At 61.8% G+C, this 24,226-nt stretch carries 20 protein-coding genes; 11 read left to right on the plus strand and 9 right to left on the minus strand.

Going from position 1 to position 24,226, the window contains the following annotated elements:
* From gatB to Q0X61_RS02710, 7 genes are all read right to left on the minus strand, one after another.
* Positions 1–1,035: Asp-tRNA(Asn)/Glu-tRNA(Gln) amidotransferase subunit GatB (gene gatB / locus Q0X61_RS02680; RefSeq protein ID WP_297740080.1), on the minus strand; the 1,035-nt coding region annotated here is incomplete at its 3' end.
* 1 nt (position 1,036) lies between these two features.
* Positions 1,037–2,539: an Asp-tRNA(Asn)/Glu-tRNA(Gln) amidotransferase subunit GatA gene (gatA, locus tag Q0X61_RS02685; protein WP_297740082.1), complete on the minus strand. Its 1,503-nt coding sequence runs from the start codon at positions 2,537–2,539 to the stop codon at positions 1,037–1,039.
* Complete coding sequence (gatC, locus tag Q0X61_RS02690; RefSeq protein WP_297740084.1) at positions 2,536–2,829, minus strand: Asp-tRNA(Asn)/Glu-tRNA(Gln) amidotransferase subunit GatC; 294 nt, start codon at positions 2,827–2,829, stop codon at positions 2,536–2,538. Before gatC ends, gatA begins: the two co-directional genes overlap by 4 nt.
* Before the next feature lie 67 nt (positions 2,830–2,896).
* Positions 2,897–3,097, minus strand: a complete 201-nt coding sequence (locus Q0X61_RS02695; RefSeq protein WP_297740086.1) for a hypothetical protein — start codon at positions 3,095–3,097, stop codon at positions 2,897–2,899.
* Positions 3,098–3,137: 40 nt separating this feature from the next.
* Complete coding sequence (locus tag Q0X61_RS02700) at positions 3,138–4,076, minus strand: methionine synthase (RefSeq protein WP_297740088.1); 939 nt, start codon at positions 4,074–4,076, stop codon at positions 3,138–3,140.
* Positions 4,073–5,149 carry a tRNA 2-thiouridine(34) synthase MnmA gene (gene mnmA, locus Q0X61_RS02705; RefSeq protein ID WP_297740090.1) on the minus strand — a complete coding sequence of 359 codons (1,077 nt, stop codon included), beginning with the start codon at positions 5,147–5,149 and terminating at the stop codon, positions 4,073–4,075. The genes Q0X61_RS02700 and mnmA overlap by 4 nt, the downstream gene beginning before the upstream one ends.
* Positions 5,150–5,183: 34 nt before the next feature.
* Positions 5,184–6,296: a cysteine desulfurase family protein gene (locus Q0X61_RS02710; RefSeq protein WP_297740092.1), complete on the minus strand. Its 1,113-nt coding sequence runs from the start codon at positions 6,294–6,296 to the stop codon at positions 5,184–5,186.
* Between the two features lie 93 nt (positions 6,297–6,389).
* On the opposite strand from Q0X61_RS02710, the gene glgX reads away from it, so the two are divergent.
* From glgX to Q0X61_RS02725, 3 genes are read left to right on the plus strand one after another with little or no spacing between them, the layout of a single operon-like run.
* The gene (glgX, locus tag Q0X61_RS02715) at positions 6,390–8,528 is read left to right on the plus strand and encodes a glycogen debranching protein GlgX (protein WP_297740094.1); all 2,139 of its coding nucleotides are present in this window, start codon (positions 6,390–6,392) and stop codon (positions 8,526–8,528) included.
* 41 nt (positions 8,529–8,569) lie between these two features.
* Positions 8,570–10,558, plus strand: a complete 1,989-nt coding sequence (locus Q0X61_RS02720) for an alpha-1,4-glucan--maltose-1-phosphate maltosyltransferase (protein ID WP_297740096.1) — start codon at positions 8,570–8,572, stop codon at positions 10,556–10,558.
* Positions 10,555–11,694, plus strand: a complete 1,140-nt coding sequence (locus Q0X61_RS02725) for a phosphotransferase (protein ID WP_297740098.1) — start codon at positions 10,555–10,557, stop codon at positions 11,692–11,694. Before Q0X61_RS02720 ends, Q0X61_RS02725 begins: the two co-directional genes overlap by 4 nt.
* Positions 11,695–11,819: 125 nt before the next feature.
* On the opposite strand, the gene Q0X61_RS02730 is transcribed toward Q0X61_RS02725, so the two are convergent.
* Positions 11,820–13,064, minus strand: coding sequence for an ROK family transcriptional regulator (locus Q0X61_RS02730; protein ID WP_297740099.1), 1,245 nt, complete (start codon positions 13,062–13,064; stop codon positions 11,820–11,822).
* Between the two features lie 270 nt (positions 13,065–13,334).
* On the opposite strand from Q0X61_RS02730, the gene Q0X61_RS02735 reads away from it, so the two are divergent.
* The 6 genes from Q0X61_RS02735 to Q0X61_RS02760 all read left to right on the plus strand — a co-directional run bounded on the left by Q0X61_RS02735 (position 13,335) and on the right by Q0X61_RS02760 (position 21,035).
* Complete coding sequence (locus Q0X61_RS02735) at positions 13,335–14,459, plus strand: ABC transporter substrate-binding protein (RefSeq protein WP_297740101.1); 1,125 nt, start codon at positions 13,335–13,337, stop codon at positions 14,457–14,459.
* 23 nt (positions 14,460–14,482) lie between these two features.
* Entirely contained in the window at positions 14,483–15,388 is a 906-nt protein-coding gene (locus Q0X61_RS02740) for a carbohydrate ABC transporter permease (protein ID WP_297740103.1), read from the plus strand.
* A complete protein-coding gene (locus Q0X61_RS02745; protein ID WP_297740105.1) occupies positions 15,385–16,266 on the plus strand; it encodes a carbohydrate ABC transporter permease in 882 nt (293 codons plus the stop codon). The genes Q0X61_RS02740 and Q0X61_RS02745 overlap by 4 nt, the downstream gene beginning before the upstream one ends.
* A gap of 49 nt (positions 16,267–16,315) precedes the next feature.
* A complete protein-coding gene (locus Q0X61_RS02750) occupies positions 16,316–18,037 on the plus strand; it encodes an alpha-glucosidase (RefSeq protein WP_297740107.1) in 1,722 nt (573 codons plus the stop codon).
* A gap of 329 nt (positions 18,038–18,366) precedes the next feature.
* On the plus strand, positions 18,367–20,262 hold the full coding sequence (glgB, locus tag Q0X61_RS02755; protein ID WP_297740109.1) for a 1,4-alpha-glucan branching protein GlgB: 1,896 nt from the start codon (positions 18,367–18,369) through the stop codon (positions 20,260–20,262).
* On the plus strand, positions 20,262–21,035 hold the full coding sequence (locus Q0X61_RS02760) for an NUDIX domain-containing protein (RefSeq protein WP_297740111.1): 774 nt from the start codon (positions 20,262–20,264) through the stop codon (positions 21,033–21,035). The genes glgB and Q0X61_RS02760 overlap by 1 nt, the downstream gene beginning before the upstream one ends.
* Positions 21,036–21,074: 39 nt before the next feature.
* On the opposite strand, the gene Q0X61_RS02765 is transcribed toward Q0X61_RS02760, so the two are convergent.
* Complete coding sequence (locus Q0X61_RS02765) at positions 21,075–21,971, minus strand: tetratricopeptide repeat protein (protein ID WP_297740113.1); 897 nt, start codon at positions 21,969–21,971, stop codon at positions 21,075–21,077.
* Between the two features lie 54 nt (positions 21,972–22,025).
* Here Q0X61_RS02765 and pgm point away from each other — a divergent pair, with 54 nt between their 5' ends.
* Both pgm and mce read left to right on the plus strand, forming a co-directional pair.
* Positions 22,026–23,642: a phosphoglucomutase (alpha-D-glucose-1,6-bisphosphate-dependent) gene (gene pgm / locus Q0X61_RS02770; protein WP_297740115.1), complete on the plus strand. Its 1,617-nt coding sequence runs from the start codon at positions 22,026–22,028 to the stop codon at positions 23,640–23,642.
* A gap of 71 nt (positions 23,643–23,713) precedes the next feature.
* On the plus strand, positions 23,714–24,148 hold the full coding sequence (gene mce, locus Q0X61_RS02775; RefSeq protein WP_297740117.1) for a methylmalonyl-CoA epimerase: 435 nt from the start codon (positions 23,714–23,716) through the stop codon (positions 24,146–24,148).
* Positions 24,149–24,226: the final 78 nt, after the last annotated feature.

The raw sequence follows: 24,226 nt of genomic DNA on the forward strand, positions 1-24,226 counted from the left end.
GACGAGGTCAAGCGCTCCGGCGCCGACAATGCCAGCGAAGTCGATATCAGAGAAACCCCACGCTTCTTGCAACCGAGCGCGGCGCTGGGCGGGCGGCTCGGGCAGCGTCGCGCGCAACTCCTCGATCCACTCCGGGCTGGCTGCCACGGGCAGCAGATCGGGTTCGGCGAAGTAACGGTAATCGTCTGCGTCAGACTTGGGCCTACCCGAGCTGGTGGTGCCGGACGACTCGTCGAAGTGCCGCGTCTCCTGGAACACGCTCTCGCCGGCCTCGAGCACGTCGGCCTGCCGCTCGATCTCGGAACGGATTGCCCGCTCGATGGAGCGCAGCGAGTTCACGTTCTTCGTCTCGGTGCGGGTGCCGAGCTCGTCGGTGCCCTTCCGAGCGATAGAGACGTTCGCATCGCACCTAAGCGAGCCCTGCTCCATGCGCGCATCCGAGATGTCGAGTGCCTTCACCATCTCCCTGAGGTACGCGACGTAGGCACGCGCCACCGCGGGCGCGTGTTCGCCTGCGCCCAGGATCGGGCGCGTGACGATCTCGATGAGCGGCACACCGGCTCGGTTGTAGTCGAGCAGCGAGTATTCCGACCCTTGGAGGCGTCCCGTCGAACCCTGGTGCGTCGACTTGCCTGCGTCCTCCTCCATGTGGGCACGCTCGATCTCTACGCGGAAGGTCTTCCCCTCAACCTCGACGTCCGCCCAGCCGTCGTGGCAGATGGGTTCGTCGTACTGGCTGGTCTGGAAGTTCTTCGTCATGTCCGGGTAGAAGTAGTTCTTCCGGGCCATGCGGCTGTAAGGGGCGATCTGGCAGTTCAGGGCCAGTCCCAGCCTGATTGCCGATTCGACGGCCTTGCCGTTGATGCCGGGCAGTGCGCCGGGAAGGCCCAGGCACACCGGGCAGGTGTTGGTGTTGGGCTCGGAGCCAAAGACGTTGGCGCAGCCGCAGAACATCTTCGTCTTGGTGTTCAACTCGACGTGCACCTCGAGGCCGACGGCCGGATCGAAGAGCTCAAGTGCAGAATCAAAGTCCATCTCACGCGCCTTTCGTCTCGAGCTGCGGTGCCTGGTCGAGCAGAGGACCGCCCCAACGCCGCTGCAACGCCTGCTCCAGCGCGCCGCCCACCTGGTAGAGCCGCGAATCAGCCCCCACCGGGGCAATCACCTGGATGCCGACGGGGAGCCCGTCGGCGAGACCGATCGGGAACGAGGCCGACGCGTTGCCGGCGAGGTTCGACGGCGTGGTACACAGGTCGGACATGTACATCGCGATCGGGTCCGCCGTTTTCTCTCCGAGCTTGAACGCGACGGAGGTGGTCGTCGGGGAGATCAGCACGTCGCAGTGCTCGAAGGCCGCCTCGAAATCCTTGATGATCAGCGTGCGCACTTTCTGCGCCTGCCCGTAGAACTGGTCGGCGTAGCCGGCTGAGAGCGCGTACGTGCCGATGATGATGCGCCGCTTCGCTTCCTTGCCGAACCCCTCCTCGCGGCTGAGGCTCATCACTTCCTCGGCCGAATGGGTGCCGTCGTCGCCGGCGCGCAAACCGTAACGCATGCCGTCGAAGCGAGCGAGGTTGCTCGACAGTTCGGAGGGCTGAATGAGGTAGTAGGCCGCCATCGCGTAGTCGAACTTCGGACAAGACACGGTCGTTACCGACGCGCCCAGATCCTGCAGCAGCGCCACGGCCTCGTCGAACCTGGCCTGCACCCCCTCTTGGAATCCCTCGCCGGTGAACTGCTCGACGATGCCCACGCGCAGGCCGTCGAGGGACGTGGCACGTGCCGCGTCGGCGAGCCCGTCGGTGCTGAGGTCGAGGCTGGTGGCGTCCATCTCGTCGAGGCCGCCGATAATCTCTTGCAACAGCGCGGCATCCTCCGCGGTGTTCGCGCAGGGGCCGGGCTGGTCGAGCGACGAGGCCATCGCCACGACTCCGTAGCGGGAGACGCCGCCATACGTGGGTTTGATACCGACGGTGCCCGTCACCGCCGCGGGCTGCCGGATGGAGCCGCCGGTGTCCGAGCCGAGCGCGAGCGGCACGAGCCGCGCTGCCACCGCAGCCGACGAGCCGCCGCCCGACCCGCCAGGGATGCGGTCGGTATCCCAGGGGTTGCGGCTCGGCCCGAACGCGGAGGTCTCTGTCGATGAGCCCATCGCGAACTCGTCCATGTTGGTTTTGCCGACGATCACCAGGCCGGCGTTACGTACACGCTGCACCACCGTCGCGTCGTAGGGCGGGGTCCACCCTTCCAGCATGCGGGAGCCACAGGTGGTGGGCATATCGACGGTGCAGAAGTTGTCTTTCACCGCAATGGGCACACCCGCGAGCGGGCCGAGCTTCTCACCGGCGGCGATGCGCGCGTCGATGTCGGCAGCCGTGGCGAGTGCGCCGTCGCAGTCAACGTGCAGGAACGCGTTCAGCGTTGGGTTAAGCGCTTCAATGCGCTCGAGGAATGCGGTGGTGACTTCGACGGAGGTCGCTTCCCCACCCGCGATCATTCGGCCGAGGTCAGCAGCGGTCTTGGTGGTCAGCATGTTCACTCCTCCCCCAAGATCGCCGGCACGCGGAAGCGCCCGTCCTCGGCAGCAGGGGCGCCGCTCAGCGCCTGCTCTGGTGTGAGGCTCGGGCGCACGACATCGTCGCGGAAAATGTTGGTGCGTGGCACGGCGTGCGTGGTGACGTCGACGTCGTCGCCGGAGACCTCGTCTACTTTCGCCATGGATTCCAAGATCAGGTCGATTTCGGGTGCGAGTTCGGCGCATTCCTCGGCACTCAGTTTCAACCTCGCGAGCCCTGCGAGCCGCGCGATGTCGTCGGGTGTCACAGCCACGTCGATTCTCCTTCCGCTGCCAACTCACCCCATCTTAGGGGCTTCGCAGCAACGAAAGGCACGCGCCTCACTGCCCGGTGAGCATGAGGTAAAACATCCGCCCCAGGAAGAACACGCCGACGGCGATCGCCACAGTGATGATGGGCACCAGGATGCGCACGGTACGTTTGAATTTCGTCGTGTGCACCCACTGCGGGCCTTTCCCAAATGCGGGGTGGGCGCGCAGCGGCGCGTCGCCGCTCAAATTTAGGTCGGAGAAGATCGCCATGGGTGCGAGTCTAACGGGCGCATCCGACCGCTCTCGCCGCTCAGCCGCGGTCTTGATCGAGCAGCTCGCCTGCGCGACGCAGCTCGTGCAACTGCCACATCACGTCGCCCTGATGCCATCCGGCAAGCCCACACGCCGGTGCGAGGGTGAGCCAGTCGCCGACGCCCAGTTCCCGAGTGACGCGTCTCGCCGCACGCACGAGCTCGTCCACCGGCTGGCGAGTACGCCGGGCGGTGTCGACGATACCGAGTACCACGGAATTGCTGGCGTCAACCCATTGCCCAAGCGCATCAATACCGACGAGAGTCGCGTCGGCGTAGATCGTCGTAACGCCAGCGCTCGTGGCAACATCGAGCCACTCCCCTGACGCGCAGCAGTGCAAGATGGAGTCGTTGAACGGCTTCAACGCCTCCGCGAGCTGCGGCGCATCCACGCTTCGATGCTTGGAAAACCCCGACGCGGTCGGCACCCGACCCTCACGCACAGCGACGAGCGCCGGTTCGTCAATCTGCCAGCGAATGTTCATACTGGGCAGGCGCCTTCGCAGTTTCGACGCCAACCGCTTCACACCTTCCCGCAACGCCTGGGCAACGTCGCGCCTGGCGCCGTGATCGGCGAGCAGCCGATCTCCTCTCGGACGTTCCACTGTCGATGCGAGCGTCCAAGGCCCGTCGACCGCCACCTTAAGCACGCCGTCGAAGTTTTGCAGCAGCTCCTCGACATCGTCGAGGTCGCGGCGCCATAGCGCGCGAGCTTTGCGGTGGGCGGCATCAGGGTGGCTCGTGAGACGCCAACCAGCTGGTTGGAGGTCGAAGCTGAGGTCGTCGATCAGGCCCAACGCACGCCCGATCATCTGCGATTCCACGCCGCGCTCGGGCAGTTCCGGCAGGGGGGTGAGTTCGGGTAGCGTCTCCGCCATCGCGGTGAGTGCGCCGCGGAAGTCATCGCCGGGCAGCGAACCGGCTGCGGTAATCATCATGGCTTCGTGCCCGCAATCACAGCGCTACCGACGACGCGATCGCCGTCGTAAGACACGACGGTCTGGCCAGGAGCGATGCCACGTGACGGCTGATCGAACTCCACGTCGAGGCCGGTTTCGGTAGGGCGGAACCAGGCATCAACGGGGGTGCCGTGCGCCCGGAATTGCGCCTGGCCGCGCCACGGCTCGTCGACTGCGGCAAGAGTCCACGTAGGGCGGATGCAATGCACGTGCCGTACGGCGAGTTCATCCTTCCCGCCGACGACGACGGTGTTCGAGGCAGGTTCGATGCGCAGCACATACCGAGGGTTGCCGTCGGCGGCCGGCACCCGCAGGTTCAGGCCCTTGCGCTGCCCGACGGTGTAACGGTGGTGGCCTTGGTGCTCGCCCAGCACCGCGCCGTCGGCGTCGACAATGGGCCCCGCCTCGTCACCCAGATAGCGCGACAGAAAGCCCTGCGTGTCGCCGTCGGGGATGAAGCAGATGTCGTGGCTGTCGGGTTTCTTCGCCACGCCGAGCCCCAGCGCGGCAGCTTCCTCGCGCACGACGGGTTTCTCGACGTCATTCAGGGGAAAGATGCAGTGCGCGAGCTGCTCCTGGTTCAGCATGCCGAGCACGTAGCTTTGGTCTTTTGCCTGGTCAGCTGCCCGATGCAGCGTGACGAGACCCTCTACGTCGCGGCTCAGGCGTGCATAGTGCCCGGTGGCGACCGCGTCGAATCCGAGGTGGATGGCGCGGTTCAACAATGCAGCGAATTTGATCTTCTCGTTGCACCGCAGGCAGGGGTTCGGGGTGCGTCCGGATTGGTACTCAGCGACGAAATCCTCCACCACGTCGCGGTGGAACTCCTCGGCGAAGTCCCAGATGTAAAATCCGATGCCCAGCTTGTCCGCCACTCGCCTGGCGTCGTGGGAATCCTCGAGCGAACAGCAACCGCGCGCCCCGGAGCGATAGCTCTCGGGGTTCTTGCTGAGCGCGAGGTGCACGCCCGTCACCTCGTGGCCGGCCTGCACCATACGAGCCGCCGCCACCGCAGAATCAACGCCGCCGCTCATCGCTGCCAATACCCGCATGCTCACTCCTTCCGGCGCCCCACTGTACGCGACGTCAGAAGGCGAGCTGGGCGAGCTTCAGGCAGCGGCGCAGCTCATCACACAGCAGATCGACCTCGGCGTCGGTGGTGCTCCACCCCAGCGAGAATCGCAGCGTGGACGCAGCCTCGTCCTCGCTGCGCCCCATGGCCATGAGCACTTTCGATGGCTGGTGCACACCCGCGCGGCAGGCGCTTCCCACCGACGCCTGCACACCGCGCTGGTCAAGCAAGAAGAGCAGGTCGCCGGCCCTGATCTGCGGGAACGTGACGTTGACGATATGCGGGGCGTGCGGAGCCAGCGTTGTGTTCACCGTCGCGCCGAGCGCTTCGAGCGTGTCGACAATCTGGGCTTGAAAGGTGCGCAGCCGCGCCGCCTCCTCGTCGAGCTGTGCGACGGCCACCCGCGCGGCCGCGGCAAAGGACGCCGCTAGTGCCACCATGCCCGTCCCGGAACGAACGCCCCGCTCTTGCCCACCACCGAGACCGAGTGGGGTGGGTTGGATGTTGCGACGGACGATCAGGGCACCGATCCCTACCGGGCCACCGAGCTTATGGGCGGAAATGCTCATCATGTCGACGCCCAGCTGGGCGAAGTGCAGCGGCACGTGCCCGAGCGCCTGCACAGCGTCGGTGTGCACCCAAGCCCCGTGTTTGAGGGCCAACCTGCGCACGGCGTCGACGGGTTGCTCGATGCCGGTTTCGTTGTTGACCATCATCACCGACACCACGCCGACGTGAGCATCGATCAAGGATTCGGCAGCCTCGACGTCCACTACCCCCGCCTCGGTGACCGGAACGGCCTCGGCGCCGCGTTCGACAGCCCCGAGGACCGCGTCGTGTTCGATGGCGGAGATGACGCAGCGATCGCGCCCACTGGTGTGCCAGGCGCCGAGCACTGCCATGGAATCCGCCTCCGAACCCCCAGAAGTGAAAACCACTTCGGCAGGCTGGCAGCCGACCACGTGCGCCAACTGCTCCCGTGATTCCTCTAACACGGCACGGGCACGCTGCCCGGCACGGTGCAGTGCCGACGGGTTTCCCACCACGTCGAGGTGCTCGTTCAGCGCTGCGATGGCCTCCGGACGCATCGGCGAGGTGGCGGCGTGATCCATATACGCGATGCCCACGGTAAACCTCCAGCTGGGAGCGTCGTGTAGTTCGTTCTTCCACTAAGAGTCTGGCAGAATCGCCGAGTTGCCAACATCCAACCCGGAGGTTTCATGTCCGACGTCCATGCCGAAGCTCCCCTCGGGCCACGGTTTATCCACGACGGCGTCGAGTTCTCACTGTGGGCGCCGGAAGCCACCCAGGTTGAGCTGTTGCTCGTAACGAACCACCCGCAGCCCACACTGCTGGGTATGCAGCGAGCAGCCGATGGAATTTGGCGCCTACACGTCCCCGGTGTGACCGCAGGTCAGCTCTACGGTTTCCGCGTCGATGGTCCCTGGGAGCCCCAGCGGGGGCAGCGTTTCAACCGCAATAAGGTGCTGCTCGACCCATACGCGCGCGCCATCAGCGGCGGCGTCGACTTCCGCGCTGATATCCGCGCCTTCCGTGACGATGCGCCCCATCTCATGGATGAGAACGATTCGTTGGGCTCGGTGCCGTTGGGCGTCGTCGTCGCAGACACGCCACCGCCAGCGCCCATCGCGCACCGCAAGCCTCTGGCGGAATCAGTGATCTACGAAATGCACCTGCGTGGTTTCACGAAACTGCATCCGTTTGTACCCGACCATCTGCGCGGGTCCTATCTCGGCCTGGCGTATCCCGACGTGGTGAACTACCTTGTCGATCTCGGGATCACCGCCGTGGAATTGCTCCCCATCCAGCACTTTGTCTCTGAGCCGTTTGTTGCGCTCAAGGGGTTGCGCAACTACTGGGGCTACAATACGATCGGCTTTTTCGCCCCGCACGCGATGTACAAGGCACACGGCCTCGCTGGCTCGCAAGTGGATCACTTCAAACAGATGGTGTCGACGCTGCACGAGGCGGGCATCGAAGTGCTGCTCGACGTGGTGTACAACCACACCGCCGAAGGCGGGGTTGATGGCCCTAGTTTGTCGTTCCGCGGTATCGCGCAGCAGTACTACTACCGCATGGATCGCGGCCACCACAGCGACTACGACGTGACCGGTTGCGGCAACTCCCTCGACACCTCGCATCCTATGGTGCGGCGACTCATCCAGGACTCTCTGCGCTACTGGGTGAACGAGATGGGCGTCGACGGCTTCCGATTCGACCTCGCCACCACGCTGTTTCGCGACGAGAATCATCACGTCACGCGTGACCACCCCATGCGGGCATTACTCGACGACGACCCGCTGCTGTCCGACATCAAACTCATCGCCGAGCCCTGGGATATCGGCCCGTTCGGCTACCAGGTGGGCAATTTCGGCAACCGCTGGGGGGAATGGAACGACAAGTTCCGTGATGAGACCCGCGATTTCTGGCGCGGACACGCTGGCGGCGTGAGCGGCTTCGCCACCAGGCTGGCTGGCTCCGCCGACCTCTTCGACCGCCCCGGTCGCAGCCCGGAGAGCAGCGTCAACTTCGTCACCGCCCACGACGGGTTCACGGCCCGCGATGTCGTGAGCTACGACGTCAAACACAACCAGGCCAACGGTGAGAGCAACCGAGACGGCTCTGACAACAACCGATCCTGGAACCACGGCGTTGAAGGCGAGACCGACGACGCCGACATCAACGCGCTGCGCCGTCGCCAGGTGCTCAACCTCATGGCCACGCAGCTGCTCGCCATCGGCACGCCCATGCTGCTCGCGGGCGACGAGTTCGGTCGCACCCAGCAGGGCAATAACAATGCCTATTGTCAGGATTCGCCGTTGTCATGGGTGGATTGGGATATCCCCGACGCGTGGCGAACCAACCAGCAGCGCATCCGCAGCCTGATTCATCTCCGCACGGCCAACCCCCTGCTGCGGCGCCGAGAGTACTGCTACCACGAGGAGATCGTCGATGCTTTCGGTGTGGGGCTCGAACGCATCGACCTGACGTGGGTTGACCACGACGGCCGACTCATGAGCCCGGGCGCCTGGAACGATGCGTCGCGCAAGCATCTGGGTATGTACGTCTCCAACGCCACCGACGCCTTCCTCATCTGGTTCAACGCCGACGGGCACCCGATCGAAGCCAGCATGCCCGCGCTGGAGATGGGGCGCGCGTTCGAATGCCAGTGGAGCAGTGCCGACGACCACGAACTCCCGTCTGGACCGCTCCAGGCAGGCGGCGAGTACGCCGTGCCGGCGCGGTCCGTGACAGTGTTTCGAGCCGACGTGGCTCACACCGCGGAACAGCTCGCCGGCTGGCGTGAGGAAGCAAGCGAGGGCTCCGGGCAGGACTGAACCCTCGGCAGACTGCTGCGTATCCGGGTAGGCTGGGCAGCGTGAATGCCCACAAGCGCCTCAATCGTACGCCCGGCGGCTTCGGCCGCATTCCCGTCACCGGGGTCTCCCCAGTCATCGAGAACGGGGCCTATCCAGTCAAGGCAGTTGTCCATGAACGGCTCCGCATCACCGCCAATGTGTTCCGAGAAGGCCACGACGCCGTCGCCGCATCTATCATCCTCACCTCTCCGACGGGGCGTCAGCGCCGCGTCGACATGCAGCAAATCGAGCCGATGGGCTTGGACATCTGGGAAGCCCACGTGCGCATGGCTGAGGAAGGCGAATGGACCTACCGTGTCGAGGGCTGGTCTGACCCATGGACCACCTGGGTGCATAACGCCACCAAGAAATTGCCTGCCGACGTGGATGTCGAGCTCGTACATATGGAGGGCAATGCGCTACTCACGCGTGCTGCCGAGCATGCGGAGCGCCTGGGCGTCGAGGGAGCGTCTCAGCTGTTGCGCGGCACCGCGGCGTCAATGGCTGAACCGGAGGCGACCGCGACGGAGGTCGTCGAACTGGTGACAGCGCGTCCTGTGCAGCGTGCGATGGCCCGGTTTGGCCCACGCGAACTGATCTCCCCTACCCAGGAGTACCCCATCCGCGTGGAGAGACGGCGGGCGCTGTACTCGTCGTGGTACGAGTTCTTCCCGCGTTCGCAGGGCGCCTGGCAGGACGAAGGCGGCCACTGGCATTCGGGCACGCTGGATTCCTCCCATGAGCGGCTCGAGGCTGCCGCCGCAATGGGTTTCCATGTGGTGTACCTACCACCCATTCATCCCATCGGTCAGGCGTTCAAAAAGGGGAAAAACAACAGCCTCGACGCGACTGAGGAGGATCCAGGCTCGCCGTGGGCGATTGGGTCTACCGACGGTGGACATGACGCGATCCACCCTGACTTGGGTGATTTCGACGCATTTGATCGGTTCATGGCCCGAGCGAAAGAGCTCAACTTGGAAGTGGCGATGGATTTCGCGCTACAGGCTTCTCCCGATCACCCGTGGGTGACGGAGCATCCTGAATGGTTCACGACCCGGATGGATGGCACCATCGCCTACGCGGAGAATCCGCCCAAGAAATACCAAGATATTTACCCCATCAACTTCGATAACGACCCGGTGGGCATTTACCACGAAGCACTCAGGATTCTGCGATTCTGGATCGATAAGGGCGTCACTATATTCCGTGTTGACAACCCGCACACGAAGCCCATTGATTTCTGGGACTGGCTCTTGAATGAGATTTACGAGACGAATCCCGAAGTGATTTTCCTAGCCGAGGCTTTCACCCGTCCGCAGATGATGGCCACCCTTGGAAAGGTGGGGTATCAGCAGTCGTACACCTACTTCACTTGGCGTAACACCAAGCACGAGCTCACCGAGTACCTGACGGATCTTTCGACGGAGATGGCCGCCTACTACCGGCCGAATTTCTTTGTGAATACTCCCGATATCAACCCTTTCTTCCTCCAGTCCGGTAACCCGGCGGCGTTCTCGATTCGCGCGATTCTTGCCGCTACGACATCGCCGTCATGGGGAGTGTATTCCGGGTTCGAGCTCTTCGAACACGAGGCAAATGCCCCTGGCAGGGAGGAGTATCTGGATTCAGAAAAGTACGAATACCGTCCCCGCGATTTCCAGATGCAGCCGAACCTGAATGTACTCATTGGACGACTGAACGAGATTCGGGAAAACCACCCCGCGTTGCAGCAACTGCGTGACATTCACTTCCACCATGTGCCTCACGACGAGATCATTGCGTTTTCCAAGATGGATGACCGCGACATCGTGCTCACCGTATGTTCACTGAATCCCGACCACGACGTCGTCTCCGAGCTACACCTCGATTTCGATGCGCTGGGCCTCGATCCCGATCTGCCGGTTGAAGTTACCGACGAGCTCTCGGGTGAGACGTTCCTCTGGGGCGCGTCGAACTTCGTGAAACTCTACCCGTCGCAGCCCGCGCATATTTTGAGGGTTTCGCAGTGAGGCTTGCGGAGGCTCTGTGGGAGCTCACCGCTCAGGCTCGCTGGTTCGGCGGGCGAGGTCGCAACGGCAAGCTCGCCAGGGTGCGCTCGCTCGATCCGGTAGGTGACGTGCAGTCGCTGCTACTCGAGGTGGCGTACCCCGCGAGCGCAGCAGAGACATACCACGTGCCCGTGCTGCATTCGAAGTTGCCAGGCCTCGTTGAAGCCGTCGACGAAGGATTAAGCCTGTGGCCACCTTTCGAGGGGAACGACGGCGGTTTCATGTTATTCGACGCTCTCCCCCAACCCAGCTCTGCAAGGCGTTTCAAGGGCGAGCAATCCAACACCAATGTGTTCTTCGACAACACCACCATGTTGAAGGTGCTGCGACGTGTCGAACCAGGCGGAGGCATCGAGGCTGAACTGCTCGGCGCCCTGCGAGGTTCCGGGGTGGCCCCCGAGCTGCACGGCACGTGGACGCACGACGATCTCGCACTGGGCGTCCTCGTCGAGGCGCTGCAGGATCCCGAGGACGCCTACGACGTCGCTTGCGATGCCGCCCGATCCGGCCGCGAATTCTCGTCGGAGGCTCACAGCCTGGGTAAAGACCTGGCGACGGTGCACGCGCTGCTGCGCAGTCACCTGGCAACGGGCGTTGCGGATTCAGTGGCAAAGGCAGACGCGTTTCGCGAGCGGTTTGATGCCGCGGTGCGAGAACTGCCTGCGTTGGAGGAGTTCCGCGATGGGGTGCAGGGTGTGTACGACCGTGTCGGTGCGGCACGCATCAACACGCAGCGCGTGCACGGTGATTGCCATCTCGGCCAGGTGCTACGAAGCCTTGGAGAGTGGAAGTACGTCGATTTTGAGGGCGAACCGATGAAGTCCCTCGAGGAGCGCCGGGAACTCGATACGCCACTGCGTGACGTGGCAGGCATGCTGCGCTCGTTCGCCTACGCGCGGGCCGCAGGCGATGCGCCGGAGGCGTGGCTCGACGCCTGCCGCGAGGCGTTCCTCGACGGCTACGGTGTGCGGACCGACCCGGTGCTGGATGCCTACGAGCTCGACAAGGCGGTGTACGAGGCGCTGTACGAAGCTCGCTTCCGGCCACACCTCGCTGATGTGCCCCTCGCCGCAATCCGCACCCTCACCGGCGCGTAACCCCTCGGTCAGTTCGAGGGTCAAGATAGATCAAGTTCGTGGCGTGTAGTCCAGTCACGAACTTGATCTATCTTTGTCAACTTCAGCGAGCCGCGAAGCCATGAGCTGGTGACGGATTCAGCGAGTTAGAAACCATCTAGTTGCCCCAAACGAATGTCTCCCTCGCGCCGTGCTAGCGCCCAATCGAGCACGAAACCTTTCGCAGTTTCTCGAGCCGCTTCGACTGCGCCAACCGCAACTGCCTGACTGCCAAATGTGGAACACAGCAACGTAGGCGCAGGCAGAGGCGTGAACTCGCCGATTCGCTGCTGAGCAAGGGGCAGCACCGCGCCGAGGGCTTTGGCTAGGGACCCGCAAAATACGATCATTTCGGGGTCATACGATGTCGAAAGCTGACCGCATACACGCGCTATCTGATCGGCAAGATAGTCAAGCAGTGGCCCAGTGGTTGGATCACCCGGATCTGCATGAGCGATGAGGTATTCATCGTCTGCGGCTCCTTGCATCACTTGACGCCATGGGTGATCTTCGGCCAGCGTAGTGGGCTCGACGTTGGAGCGAATCCAACGTGCCGCGATGTGCTGGAGGCCCCACGCTCCCAGCACCCCCTGAACCTGGCTCAAACCTGCCATTTCTCCGACTCCGCCGTGAGCTCCACGAACCAGGTTGCCACTTAGATATACGCCGGCTCCGAGACGCCATCCTGCCAAGAGCGTAACGAAGTTTTGTATCCCACCAGCCTGGCCCACCGCGGCTTCAGCTATCGCTGCCAATGCCGCGTCGTTTTCGATACGCACTGCCGGAAAATCGCCCTGAAAGTGAGCGGCCAAGTCAGCGTTCATAGCCTTCCAGAAGCCCTCCGGGTGTCGCGGTGAGCCGCCCCGTGCGTCCACTGGTGCTGGAACTCCGAGCGCGAGACAGACGACCTCGTCTGCAAGCACATGCGCTCGTTGCAACGCTAGCTCTAAGGCGCGGCGAGTAGCTGTTCGACGCGTCTTCGTGTCTAAGCAGATCACTTCTGTCTGCGCACCGATCGCCATGCTGTGCTCGGCGAGGACGGCGCCGAGCAAATCCGTCACTCTAACGTGGATGGTGTGTCCTCCAGCGTCGATGCCTACCACCACACCAGCGCTGCCATTCAGACGAAACGAGCGCGCCGGTCTTCCACGTCTCCCCTGAACGTGCGTCTCACGCCCCGTTTCTACAACCAAACCCACCGCAGCCAGTGCATCGACGGCTTGCAAGGCGGTAGAGCGTGTCAGGCCGAGTTCCGCAATAACGTCATCGGCCTGGAAAGCTTCACGACTCCAGGCAAGCTCCAGCACGGCTGCGGTGCTGGGCCGCCTACACACTTGGCGAAGCAAATCCATGGGACCTCCTGACATTGTGACGCGCGGTGTGTATAGTATCGAGGAGAGATTGATTTGACGATCTCATTAATTGACGTGTTCGGCTTTATCAAGGAAGATTCGAGGGAACACATGACCCGTCACACCACCGGGCAGACTTGGTCCCCAACGAGACGTGGTTTTCTCAGCACGCTCGGGGTAGCTAGCGCCGCTCTTGCCCTCCCAGCACTCCAGAGTTGCTCAAGCGGATCGAGAAGAACCATCTTGTTCTATCTGTCCAAGCGAGAGGCAGTGCCCTACTTTCGCAAGCTGCAGGCCCAGTTCGCCGCATCCCAGTCGGACTATGACGTCCTCCACGACATGTCTCCAAACCTCTCAGCCAGTTTCGTCCGGCACAGCCCTCCGGATCTGGGGATGCTCAACTACAACCTCGAGATGGCGCGCTTCATGGAGCGTGGAGCACTCAGTGATCTCTCGCATCTACCTGAGGCCGCTCGAATCCGCGACAATATCGTGCAGCTGTCCCACGCCTATCCACAGTATGAGGATCGCACGAGCGTCATTCCCTATTCGGCCATGGCAGCCTCCGTCATTTACAACCGTCGAATATTCGACGAACACAGTCTCGAAGTTCCCCGCAGGTGGGACGACTTCGTCGGGGTGTGCGAAACATTGCAAGGCCGGGGCGTGACCCCTATCTACGGCACGTTCATGGATCCGTGGACAGTCGCGCAAGGCTGGTTTGACTACCCGGTTGGCGGCATGGTGGATGTCGCAGATTTCTACGCAAAGATGAACCACATCGGTCCAGACGTCGGACCAGACTCCGAGGTTTCCTTCCAGCGTACGCTGTTGGAGCCGGTGAAGAAGATGGTCGCTTTGACCCGTTTCACCAATTCCGATGCCGCGGGGCGTACCTACGGTGACGGCAACACTGCCTTCGCTCAGAACAAGGCCGCGATGATCTTCCAAGGCCCTTGGGCGTTTAGTGAATTTGAAAAGAGCAACGCTGATCAAGATCTTGGCACATTCCCCCTCCCCGTCACGAATGATCCCAACGATCTCAAGGTGCGTGTGAATATCGATCTCGCGCTATGGATTCCAGAGATGTCCGACACCCAAGACGGAGCGAAAGATCTGTTGCAATATCTCATGCGCCCTGACATCCAACACCCATATAATGAACAGTTCCTCGGTTTTGGCACCACTAATGACGCCCCGGATGCTACCGATCAACGCATCGTAGGAATGGCCGAGTACTACGACCACGGACGATTTTACATGGGTGCCTCACAGTTTATCCCGCGCAATATTCCCTACGAGAACTACCTACAGTCCATCGTCCTCGGAGCAGACCCCGAGGCCACCCTCAAGCAACTCGATAACGACTGGGCCAGACTCGCGTTTCGGGACTAGCCTCTCACCAAGGAGAGATCAACATGGCATCCAAAGACATTCGCCCCGCCTCAGTCAGACGGGCGAACAGAAGAGCGAAAGTTGAGCCCATCTACTGGGTGTTTCTACTGCCCGCACTACTCATCTTCACCCTGCTCATCACGTACCCAGCGATTGAAGGCATCGTCATGAGCTTCACTAACTCAGTGGGATTCGGAGATTTCGACTGGGTCGGGCCACGCAACTACATTGCATTGTTCCTGGATCCAAATATACTTTCCTCCTATGGATTCACGTTCCTGTTCGCAATCACCACGGTGATACTGGTCAACGTCCTCGCATTCTTTCTGGCTTTGGCGCTCACCTCGCGCATCAAGTTTCGGACGGGACTTCGAGCAATTTACGTTATCCCTATGGTGGTTTCAGCCATCATCTATTCTTTCGTTTTCAAATTCCTCTTCAATAACTCTCTCCCCAAGCTTGGCGCCTGGCTCGGGAATGAAACACTGAGCTCGAGCCTTCTCTCTAACTCTGATTGGGCATGGTTCGCTATCGTGATCGTCACAGTCTGGGGGTCGGTTCCGAGCGCGTTACTCATCTACATCGCTGGCTTTACCACCATGCCTGCAGACGTCTATGAAGCTAGCGCTATCGACGGAGCCACCGGCTGGAGGAACCTGGTGCACATTACGCTCCCACTGGTCATGGGCTACGTCGGCATCAACTTGCTGGTCGGTTTCAAAAACTTTCTTCAGGTGTACGACCAGATCGTCGCAATGACGCAGGGTGGGCCAGGCGTTGCTACGCGCAGTGTCTCCTACACCATCTTCACTGGCTTCGCAGGCGGCGACTACGCCTATCAGATGGCCAACGCAACCGTCTTCTTCATCATTGCCCTCACCATCGCAGCAGTGCAGCTATGGGCCACGCAAAGGAACAATGCACGATGAGTACCGCAATTCTGCCCACCACATCAGCTTCGAAGCCACGCATGCGTGGCCGCGTCGGACAAGAACGCGTCAACTGGCCCCTCACCGCCCTGCTCGTGTTGGGAAGCTTGACGGTGCTGGTCCCGCTCTACGTGACGGTCACGATGGCTTTCAAGACCACAGCGCAGTCCACCGACGGGGAAGCCTTCACGCTTCCGGCGCCGTGGAGCCTGGATGGCCTGCGTCAGGCCTGGGAGCTCACCAATTTCCCCCGCGCTTTCCTCATATCTTCGATAGTGACGCTCCTAGCCGTGGCCGGGGAGATCCTGATTTCTTCCATGGCCTCCTACGCCATCGTGCGTAATTGGCACCGTAAATTCTTCAGATATTCCTTTTACTACCTTCTCGCCGCCATGTTCATACCATTTCCTGTCGTGGCACTTCCCCAAGTGCGACTGACTGGCATTTTGGGATTAGATAATTTCGTTGGCGTCGCCTTGCTTCATATCGTTTTCAGCCTGGCGTTTAATACACTACTGTTCACCACATACATACGCTCGATCCCGCTCGACCTCGAAGAATCTATGCGCATGGACGGTGCCTCGACTTGGAGGACATTTTGGAGGCTTATTTTCCCGCTTCTCGCCCCGATGGCCGCGACCGTGGGAATCTTCGCCTTCCTGTTCTCTTGGAATGATTTCATGATGCCATCGCTCATCATTGCCCAGCCAGAGTGGCAGACCATCCCCGTCGTGAACAGCATATTCCAAGACCAATTTAGCAATAACTACAATGTTGCGTTCTCCTCCTACTTGATGGCCATGGCGCCAGCCATTATTGTTTACATATTTGCGCAGCGTTGGGTGATGTCCGGACTCACACAAGGTGCGATCAAGTAGGAACCCGTTTCATCCAGTAATAACCATCGCTTACCGAAAGGCCCCAACCATGGCTTCCGATGCCACAGACATCTTTGCGACACGTCCTGCCGATTGGTGGCGCAGTGCGGTCGTCTATCAGATCTATCCGCGTTCGTTCCAGGATTCTAATAGCGATGGAATCGGTGATATCCCTGGAATTACGAGCCGCCTCGATTACCTGGATAGACTCGGCGTAGATGTTATCTGGTTGTCGCCTGTCTATCAGTCGCCGATGGTTGACAATGGTTACGATATTTCTGATTACCGCGATATCGATCCGACATTTGGCTCATTAGCCGACATGGACGAGCTCATCGCGCAAGCACACGCCCGACATATCAAGATTGTTATGGATCTTGTTGTCAATCACACCTCGGACCGGCATCCTTGGTTCCGGGAGTCTCGTGATCCCCACTCCCCGCGACGCGACTGGTACTTCTGGCGTCCGGCGAAGCCTGGGACTACCCCAGGGCTTCCGGGGTCCGAACCAGACGATTCTGGAGCTGCGTTCGAGAATCACGCTTGGCACTATGACGAACGAAGCGGCCAGTACTACTTCGCCATGTTCTCCGCAGGTCAGCCGGATTTGAACTGGGAGAATCCAGACGTTCGCGCAGCCGTGCACGACATCATGCGTTTTTGGATCGATCGAGGTGTTGATGGGTTCCGTATGGACGTCATCAACTTGATTTCAAAGCCGGCAGGGCTTACCCGAGGTGGCCCAGTTGAGCCAGGAGCAGGCAGTTGGCGTCAGGTCGCAAACGGACCACGACTCGATGAGTTCCTCGCTGAAATGAATGAGGCAGTAGGGCTTTCGCGCCTACACCTGTTGACCGTCGGGGAAATGCCCGATTCCACCATTGACGTGGCTAGGAACGTCACTGACCCCGCACGACATGAACTGAACATGGTGTTTACGTTCGAGCACATGGGCTTGGATCAGGTAGGAAGTGACAAGTGGGACTTGGCACCTTTACATTTGCCAGACCTGAAGCGCAACCTTGCTGATTGGCAGGACGGCCTAGCTGACGTCGGCTGGAATTCCTTGTACTTCAATAACCACGACCAACCCCGCGTGGTATCCCGCTTTGGGGACGACGGTGAGGAGTACCGCGTAGCTTCCGCCAAGACCCTGGCCACGGTGTTGCACCTGCACAAGGGAACGCCGTATATCTATCAAGGCGAGGAACTGGGGATGACGAATTTCCCGTTCAAGGAAATTGGTGACTACGTCGACGTCGAGTCGCTGCACGAGTACGAATATCGCACTGCGCAAGGCGTACCTAGGGAAGACATCATGCGTTCGCTCGCTAGTATGGGTCGAGACAACGCTCGCACCCCCATGCAGTGGGACGGCTCACCTCACGCAGGATTCACCACTCATGAGCCGTGGCTAGCCGTGAACCCCAATCATGTCGAGATCAACGCAGCTGCCCAATGTGAGGATCCTGCATCGGTATTCAGCCATTACCAGGCATTGATCCAGCTGAGGCACACCAACAGGACCGTGCAACTGGGAACATTCCGGCTGCTGCTCGCCGAACATCCGCAACTATGGGCGTTTACCCGCGAGTTGGATGGAGAGCGGATTCTCGTTATCGCAAACTGCTCCTCAACAGCGCTGACGCTTCCTGCCGCAGAGTTGCCAAACCTGGAAGGATCTGACCTGCTCATCGGCACTCACCCGAACACCACGTCGCAGGATCTCCAGCCTTGGGAGTCGCGCGTCGTACGGCTCTCTTCGCAGTGACACGTCGCCGCGCATCCGAAGCGGAGGCGCCGTTCGCGTCGCTGCCCCTCAGCCACCCGCATCGGCGCACCCCGAGCACACGTGACCTGTGCGGCTCTGTCCCGGAACATGTGTCACCTGCCTAGCTGCGACGAGGCGCCGTCGGGAAGCAAGTGACACATGATCCGCTCTGTTGCCGCACAGGTTGCAGGTGCTTGACGGAACCGCGACACGTGCCCGACGAGGTTCGCGCCGGGTAGGCGGGCGGCGGGCACACTCAATGGGTCACCGCACGCGCGAGACTGGATGACGGTACATTGGGGCCAGACACCGATCTTCGAGGAGAAGACATGGCACACGACAAGTTCGGCGGACTGACAGGTTGGGACTTCGAGGGGTTCCACAATGGCGGCGACACGGAGATCTGGAAGCGCCTCGGGTCGAAGGTTGTGACCGTCGACGACGATGAACGCGGGCCAATCACTGGCGTACGGTTCGCTGTGTGGGCGCCCAATGCGCGTCGGGTACTCGTCACCGGCCCCTTCAACTACTGGGAGGGCGACGACATGGAGCTCATCCCCGGCTCAGGCGTGTGGGGTCTGTTTATCGAGGGGCTCGGCGAGGAAACCCTGTACAAGTACAAGATCGAAGATCAATACGGCAACTGGCACGAGAAGGCCGACCCCGTCGCGAAGTTCTCTGAGCAGGCGCCCGCCAACGCGTCGATCGTCTACGAATCGAAGTACGTCTGGTCCGACGACGAATGGATGGCCAAGCGCCGCGAGGCCAAGCCGCACGCCGAACCGATGAGCATCTACGAGGTGCACCTGGGCGGGTGGCGTCGCGGCAAGTCGTACCTCCAGCTCGCCGAAGAGCTCGTCGAATACGTGAAGTGGCAGGGTTACACCCACGTCGAGTTCATGCCGCTGGCTGAGCATCCCTACGCGCCCAGCTGGGGCTACCAGATCACCGGCTACTTCTCCCCCACGTCGCGCTTCGGTAAACCCGACGATCTGCGCTACCTCATCGACCGTCTCCACCAGGCGGGCATCGGCGTGATCATGGACTGGGTGCCCGGCCATTTCCCCAAGGATGCCTTCGGGCTGGGCCGCTTCGACGGCACCGCCCTCTACGAGCACGCCGACCCGCGCCAGGGCGAGCACACAGACTGGGGCACCTATATTTTCAACTACGGCCGCAACGAGGTGAAGAGCTTCCTCGTTTCCAACGCGCTCTACTGGGCCCAGGAGTTCCACATCGACGGGCTCCGCGTCGACGCGGTTGCTTCCATGCTGTACCTCGATTACTCCCGCAACGAAGGCGAGTGGGTGCCCAACCAGTACGGCGGCCGGGAGAACCTCGAAGCCATCGACTTCCTCCGCTACGTCAACAGACACCTCTACGAGCGCGAGCCCGGCATCTGCATGATCGCAGAAGAGTCGACGAGCTTCCCCGGCGTCACGAAGCCCGTCGATGCAGGCGGCCTGGGGTTCGGGCTCAAGTGGAACATGGGCTGGATGAACGACACTCTGCGTTACCTGGAACTCGACCCGGTGTATCGCCAATACGAGCACAACCTGTTGACCTTCGCGATGGTCTACGCATACTCGGAGAACTACGTGCTACCGATCAGCCACGACGAGGTCGTGCACGGCAAGGGCTCCATGATCAACAAGGTGCCCCAAGACGACTGGCGCAAGTTCGCGACGCTGCGTGCCTACTACTCGTTCATGTGGAGCTTCCCCGGCAAGCAACTCATCTTCATGGGCTGCGAGTTCGGTCAGCGCCCGGAATTCAACGAAGCCGTGAGCCTCGAATGGTGGGTATCCGACATGTGGGGCCACGGCGGCCTCCAGCGCCTGTTCCGCGACCTCAACACCATCTACCGCGAACACAGCGCCTTGTGGGAGCTCGATAACGATCCCGCCGGGTTCACCTGGATCAATGCTGACGACAACAACCACAACACGCTCAGCTGGGTACGCCACGATGTGGAGGGCAACCACGTCGCGTGCATCACCAACTTCTCACCAGAGCCGCTTGTCGACTACGAAATCGGTCTGCCCGCAGGCGGCGATTGGAAGGAGATCCTCAACACCGACTCCCCCGTCTACGACGGTTCGGGCCAGTTCGGAAACCTCGGTGAAGTGCACGCTAAGGACGAACCGTGGAGCCACTTCCCGGCACGCGCAAACGTCACGATCCCACCGCTCGGCTCCATTTGGCTTGAGCGCAGCGCGCGCTGATGTCGTCGGAGTTTCGCGTCTCCGTCTCGCTCTCAGGCGACGGAACCGGCAAGCTATCGTGGTGTGAGCAAGTTGTCGACGTGGAGGTGCTCGAAAAGGGCATCAGCCTCGCCGCCGACGACGCCATCCTCGGCCACGACCTGCGTCGGCTCACCGTCGAGATCCCGGCCACCGACATCCCCGCCAAAGTGGCACTCCACCAGGCCGGGTTTCGTCGGGAAGGCCGGCTCCGCGAAGCCGTGCGCGTCCCCGACGGAGGCTTCGTCGACGTACTCGTCTACGCCCGGCTCGCCACCGACGTGGTGTACGGCCCGGTTGGTTTCTCGTCAGTGATGAACTCGGCGTTGCCCACGAAGCGCGTGATCGGGCATGCGCTGTGCACGAATCCCGACGGCGAGGTGCTCCTGCTGGAGACCAACTACAAATCCGACTGGGAGCTACCCGGCGGCGTGATCGAGCCGGGCGAATCACCAAGGCTCGGTGCCGAACGAGAGATCCTGGAAGAGCTTGGCATCGTCGTGGAGCTCGGACAGCCCGCACTGGTGGACTGGATGCCGCCGTACCTGGGCTGGTCGGACGCCATCGAGTTCCTCTGGCGCGTCCCGCCCTTCGACGCTGAGGTTGCTCGCCAGCTGCAACCATCCGATGCGGAACTGAAGGCGCTGCACTGGGTGCATCCCGACGAGGTGCCCCAGCACGTCACTGAACTATCCGCAAGGCGCATCGCGAAACTGCTCGCCGGGGAAACTGGGTACACCGAAGCCGGGCACTAGGAGCCGACCAGGCTCAACAGGCCGTTAGCTGTTGCAGGTTCAAAACAGCACGGTCGCGAGCCGCCGCCTTGCCTTCAGCACGACGGGATCCGTTCTGCCAATCACTTCGAACAGCTCCAGCACGCGCACGCGCACCGTCTCCTTATCTTCTGGTGACGCCGTCGCCGCGAAGCCGAGGAGCCGTTCTAGCGCCTGCTCGTTGGCTCCCTGGATCACCTCGAGGTCGGCCGCCTCGAGTTGTGCGGCCAAATCGTCGCTCTTTCCGGCGTTTGCCACCACCTGCGCTGGGTCAAAGTGCGTCGAGCGTTCGAGGAGGCTCGCCTGAGCTCGCCCGGCGATCACTTCAACATCGTTGGGGGTATCTTGCAGCAGCTTGTCGAACTCCTCGACGGCCTTCGCGTAGTCCCCAGCCTCGAGTGCCGCATCCGCAGCCGCAAACTTAGGGTTCGCGGGCTGCTCGTCGCCGGCGCTCGAAGCAGTCCCTCCCCCGACGGGTTCCGCCCGGCCGGTCATCCCGTTGGCGACGGCTGCCTGCGCCACCTGCGCCAACACGGCCTTGATCTCTTCTGCGCTCTTCGTGCCCTGGAACAACGGTGCCATCTGGCCCGCGATCAGCGCCACCACCGTCGGCACTGCCTGCACGCCGAGTGCCTGCGCGATGCGGGGTTGCTCATCGACGTTGACGCGCCCCAGCAGGAAGCGACCTGCCTCGGCATTCACGGCGTCGGCGAGTGCCTTCGAGACCGTCTCGCCGTTCGGGTCGCGAGGCGAGTAGAACTCGAGCACGACGGGGTGCTGTGCAGATTTAGCGGCCGCCTGCTCGAACTCGGCCTCAGTGATGGCCATGACGTAGTTGCCGCCAGCGGCTGCGCTAGGCGATTGCGACAAATGGGACAGATCGACGGCGCCGGGACGGTTGAATTGCTCGGAAGTCATGCCTCTATATTCCTAGCCCACTCGCAGTTCTTCAAACAGCCATAGGATGGAGGCATGGCACATGAACGCGCGGGCCAGTTGGCCCAGGAATCCGACCTCATCGACGTCGATGCGCTATTGAGCGCATATTACGATCTCACCCCAGACCCCAACAATCCCGATCAGCAGGTGGTGTTCGGCACCTCCGGCCACCGCGGATCCAGCCTGGACACGAAGTTCAACGAGCTCCACATCGCGGCCACGACGCAGGCCATCGTCGAGTATCGCGCATCACAGGACATCAATGGTCCGCTCTTCATCGGCAAGGACACCCATGGGCTCTCGCTGCCCGCGTGGAAAACCGCCATCGAAGTGCTCGCTGCCAACGACGTCCAGGTGCTCGCGGAGCGTGAGGACGAGTACACGCCCACACCGGCAGTCTCGCGCGCCATCATTCGCTACAACCGTGAGCATGACGCGAAGGCAGACGGCATAGTTGTGACCCCCTCGCACAACCCGCCCCGCGACGGCGGATTCAAGTACAACCCTCCACACGGCGGCCCAGCAGACACCGACGCCACCTCAGTCATTGCGGCTCGCGCCAATGAACTCATGGCAGAGCCTTCGGGAATCAAGCGAGTGCCCTACGAACAAGCGGAGGTGCAGCGCTACGACTACCGCACGCCCTACTGCGAGGAGCTGGCGCTGGCGATTGATTTCGACGCGATCAAGGCCGCTGGCCTGCGCCACGGGGCTGACCCAATGGGTGGCGCGTCGGTGCAGTACTGGCAATTCCTGGCAGAGCAGGGCTTGCCCATCGAGGTAGTGAACCCAACAGTCGACCCGACGTGGCGCTTCATGACGCTCGACACCGACGGCAAGATCCGCATGGACTGCTCCTCCCCCAATGCCATGGCCTCGCTCGTACAGCAGCGCGACAAGTTCTCCGTCGCCACCGGTAACGACGCTGACTCCGATCGTCACGGCATCGTAACCCCCGATGCCGGACTCATGAATCCCAACGCGTATCTCGCCGTGGCTATCCATTATCTGTTCTCGCACCGTCCTGGCTGGAGCGCCGATGCTGGTATCGGCAAGACCTTGGTGAGCTCGTCGCTCATCGACAAAGTGGCGAGCAAGCTCGGGCGTAAGCTCGTCGAGGTTCCCGTCGGCTTCAAGTGGTTCGTTCCTGGCCTGATGTCGGGCGCGATCGGCTTCGGTGGCGAAGAGTCAGCTGGTGCGTCGTTCCTGGACAAGCAAGGCAAGACATGGACGACCGATAAGGATGGCATCCTCTTGAGCTTGCTGGCCTCCGAAATTATCGCGGTGACGGGGCAGACTCCCAGCGAGCATTACGCGCTATTGGAGAGCGAATTCGGCAAGTCGTACTATGCGCGCGTCGACGCGGAAGCGAACCGCGAGCAGAAGGCGCGCCTGGCGAAGTTGAGTCGCGAGGACGTGACCGTTGGTGAGCTCGCCGGTGAGCCCATCACCGCCGTGTTGTCGCACGCTCCCGGCAACGACGCGGCGATCGGCGGCATCAAGGTCACCACCGAGCATGCGTGGTTCGCTGCACGCCCGTCGGGCACGGAAGACAAGTACAAGATTTACGCGGAATCACTCAAGGATGAGGCTCACCTCGCCGACGTGCAGGCAGCCGCGAAGGAAATCGTCGACGGCGCCCTTGCCTGATGCACCACGCGGCCTGCAGCACTATCCGACCCCGACCGCAATCAATTACCTCTATGTGGAAAGCTGGAGCTATGGAGAATCAAGATCTGTTTATCTGCATCGATCACGTTGGCATCGCCGTCCCCGACCTGGACGAGGCCATCAAGTACCACGCCGAGAAGTTCGGCTGGCGTGAACTCCACCGTGAAGTGAACGAGGAACAAGGCGTCGCTGAGGCCATGATCGGCACCGGCACGCAGGGCGAAGAGAACGCCAAGATTCAGCTGCTCGCACCGCTGAACGAGGAATCCACCATCGCGAAGTTCCTCGATAAGAAGGGCCCGGGCTTGCAGCAACTCGCCTACCGGGTGGCCGACATCGACCACGTCATGGAGGTGCTGAAGGAACGCGGCGTGCGTCTGCTCTACCCTGAGCCGAAGCGCGGCACCGCGGATTCCCGCATCAACTTCGTGCACCCGAAGGATGCCGGCGGCGTGCTCCTCGAGCTCGTGGAGTTGAAGAAGTAAGTTTACTGAACATCGATTCCAGAGGGTGGACATCTACAAGGGTCCACCCTCTGTTCTTGCATCGGGGTAGATATAAGC

It is taken from the genome of uncultured Tessaracoccus sp. (assembly GCF_947255005.1).
Taxonomy (GTDB): domain Bacteria; phylum Actinomycetota; class Actinomycetes; order Propionibacteriales; family Propionibacteriaceae; genus Arachnia.

Bases quoted from the DNA above. Each gene is read 5' to 3' on its own strand.
- mce (WP_297740117.1), top strand. From the start codon at position 23,714: ATGGAGAATCAAGATCTGTTTATCTGCATCGATCACGTTGGCATCGCC.
- Q0X61_RS02695 (WP_297740086.1), bottom strand. From the start codon at position 3,097: ATGGCGATCTTCTCCGACCTAAATTTGAGCGGCGACGCGCCGCTGCGC.
- Q0X61_RS02760 (WP_297740111.1), top strand. From the start codon at position 20,262: ATGTCGTCGGAGTTTCGCGTCTCCGTCTCGCTCTCAGGCGACGGAACC.
- glgB (WP_297740109.1), top strand. From the start codon at position 18,367: ATGGCACACGACAAGTTCGGCGGACTGACAGGTTGGGACTTCGAGGGG.
- Q0X61_RS02750 (WP_297740107.1), top strand. From the start codon at position 16,316: ATGGCTTCCGATGCCACAGACATCTTTGCGACACGTCCTGCCGATTGG.
- Q0X61_RS02765 (WP_297740113.1), bottom strand. From the start codon at position 21,971: ATGACTTCCGAGCAATTCAACCGTCCCGGCGCCGTCGATCTGTCCCAT.
- pgm (WP_297740115.1), top strand. From the start codon at position 22,026: ATGGCACATGAACGCGCGGGCCAGTTGGCCCAGGAATCCGACCTCATC.
- Q0X61_RS02730 (WP_297740099.1), bottom strand. From the start codon at position 13,064: ATGGATTTGCTTCGCCAAGTGTGTAGGCGGCCCAGCACCGCAGCCGTG.
- glgX (WP_297740094.1), top strand. From the start codon at position 6,390: ATGTCCGACGTCCATGCCGAAGCTCCCCTCGGGCCACGGTTTATCCAC.
- mnmA (WP_297740090.1), bottom strand. From the start codon at position 5,149: ATGCGGGTATTGGCAGCGATGAGCGGCGGCGTTGATTCTGCGGTGGCG.
- Q0X61_RS02700 (WP_297740088.1), bottom strand. From the start codon at position 4,076: ATGATGATTACCGCAGCCGGTTCGCTGCCCGGCGATGACTTCCGCGGC.
- Q0X61_RS02745 (WP_297740105.1), top strand. From the start codon at position 15,385: ATGAGTACCGCAATTCTGCCCACCACATCAGCTTCGAAGCCACGCATG.
- Q0X61_RS02740 (WP_297740103.1), top strand. From the start codon at position 14,483: ATGGCATCCAAAGACATTCGCCCCGCCTCAGTCAGACGGGCGAACAGA.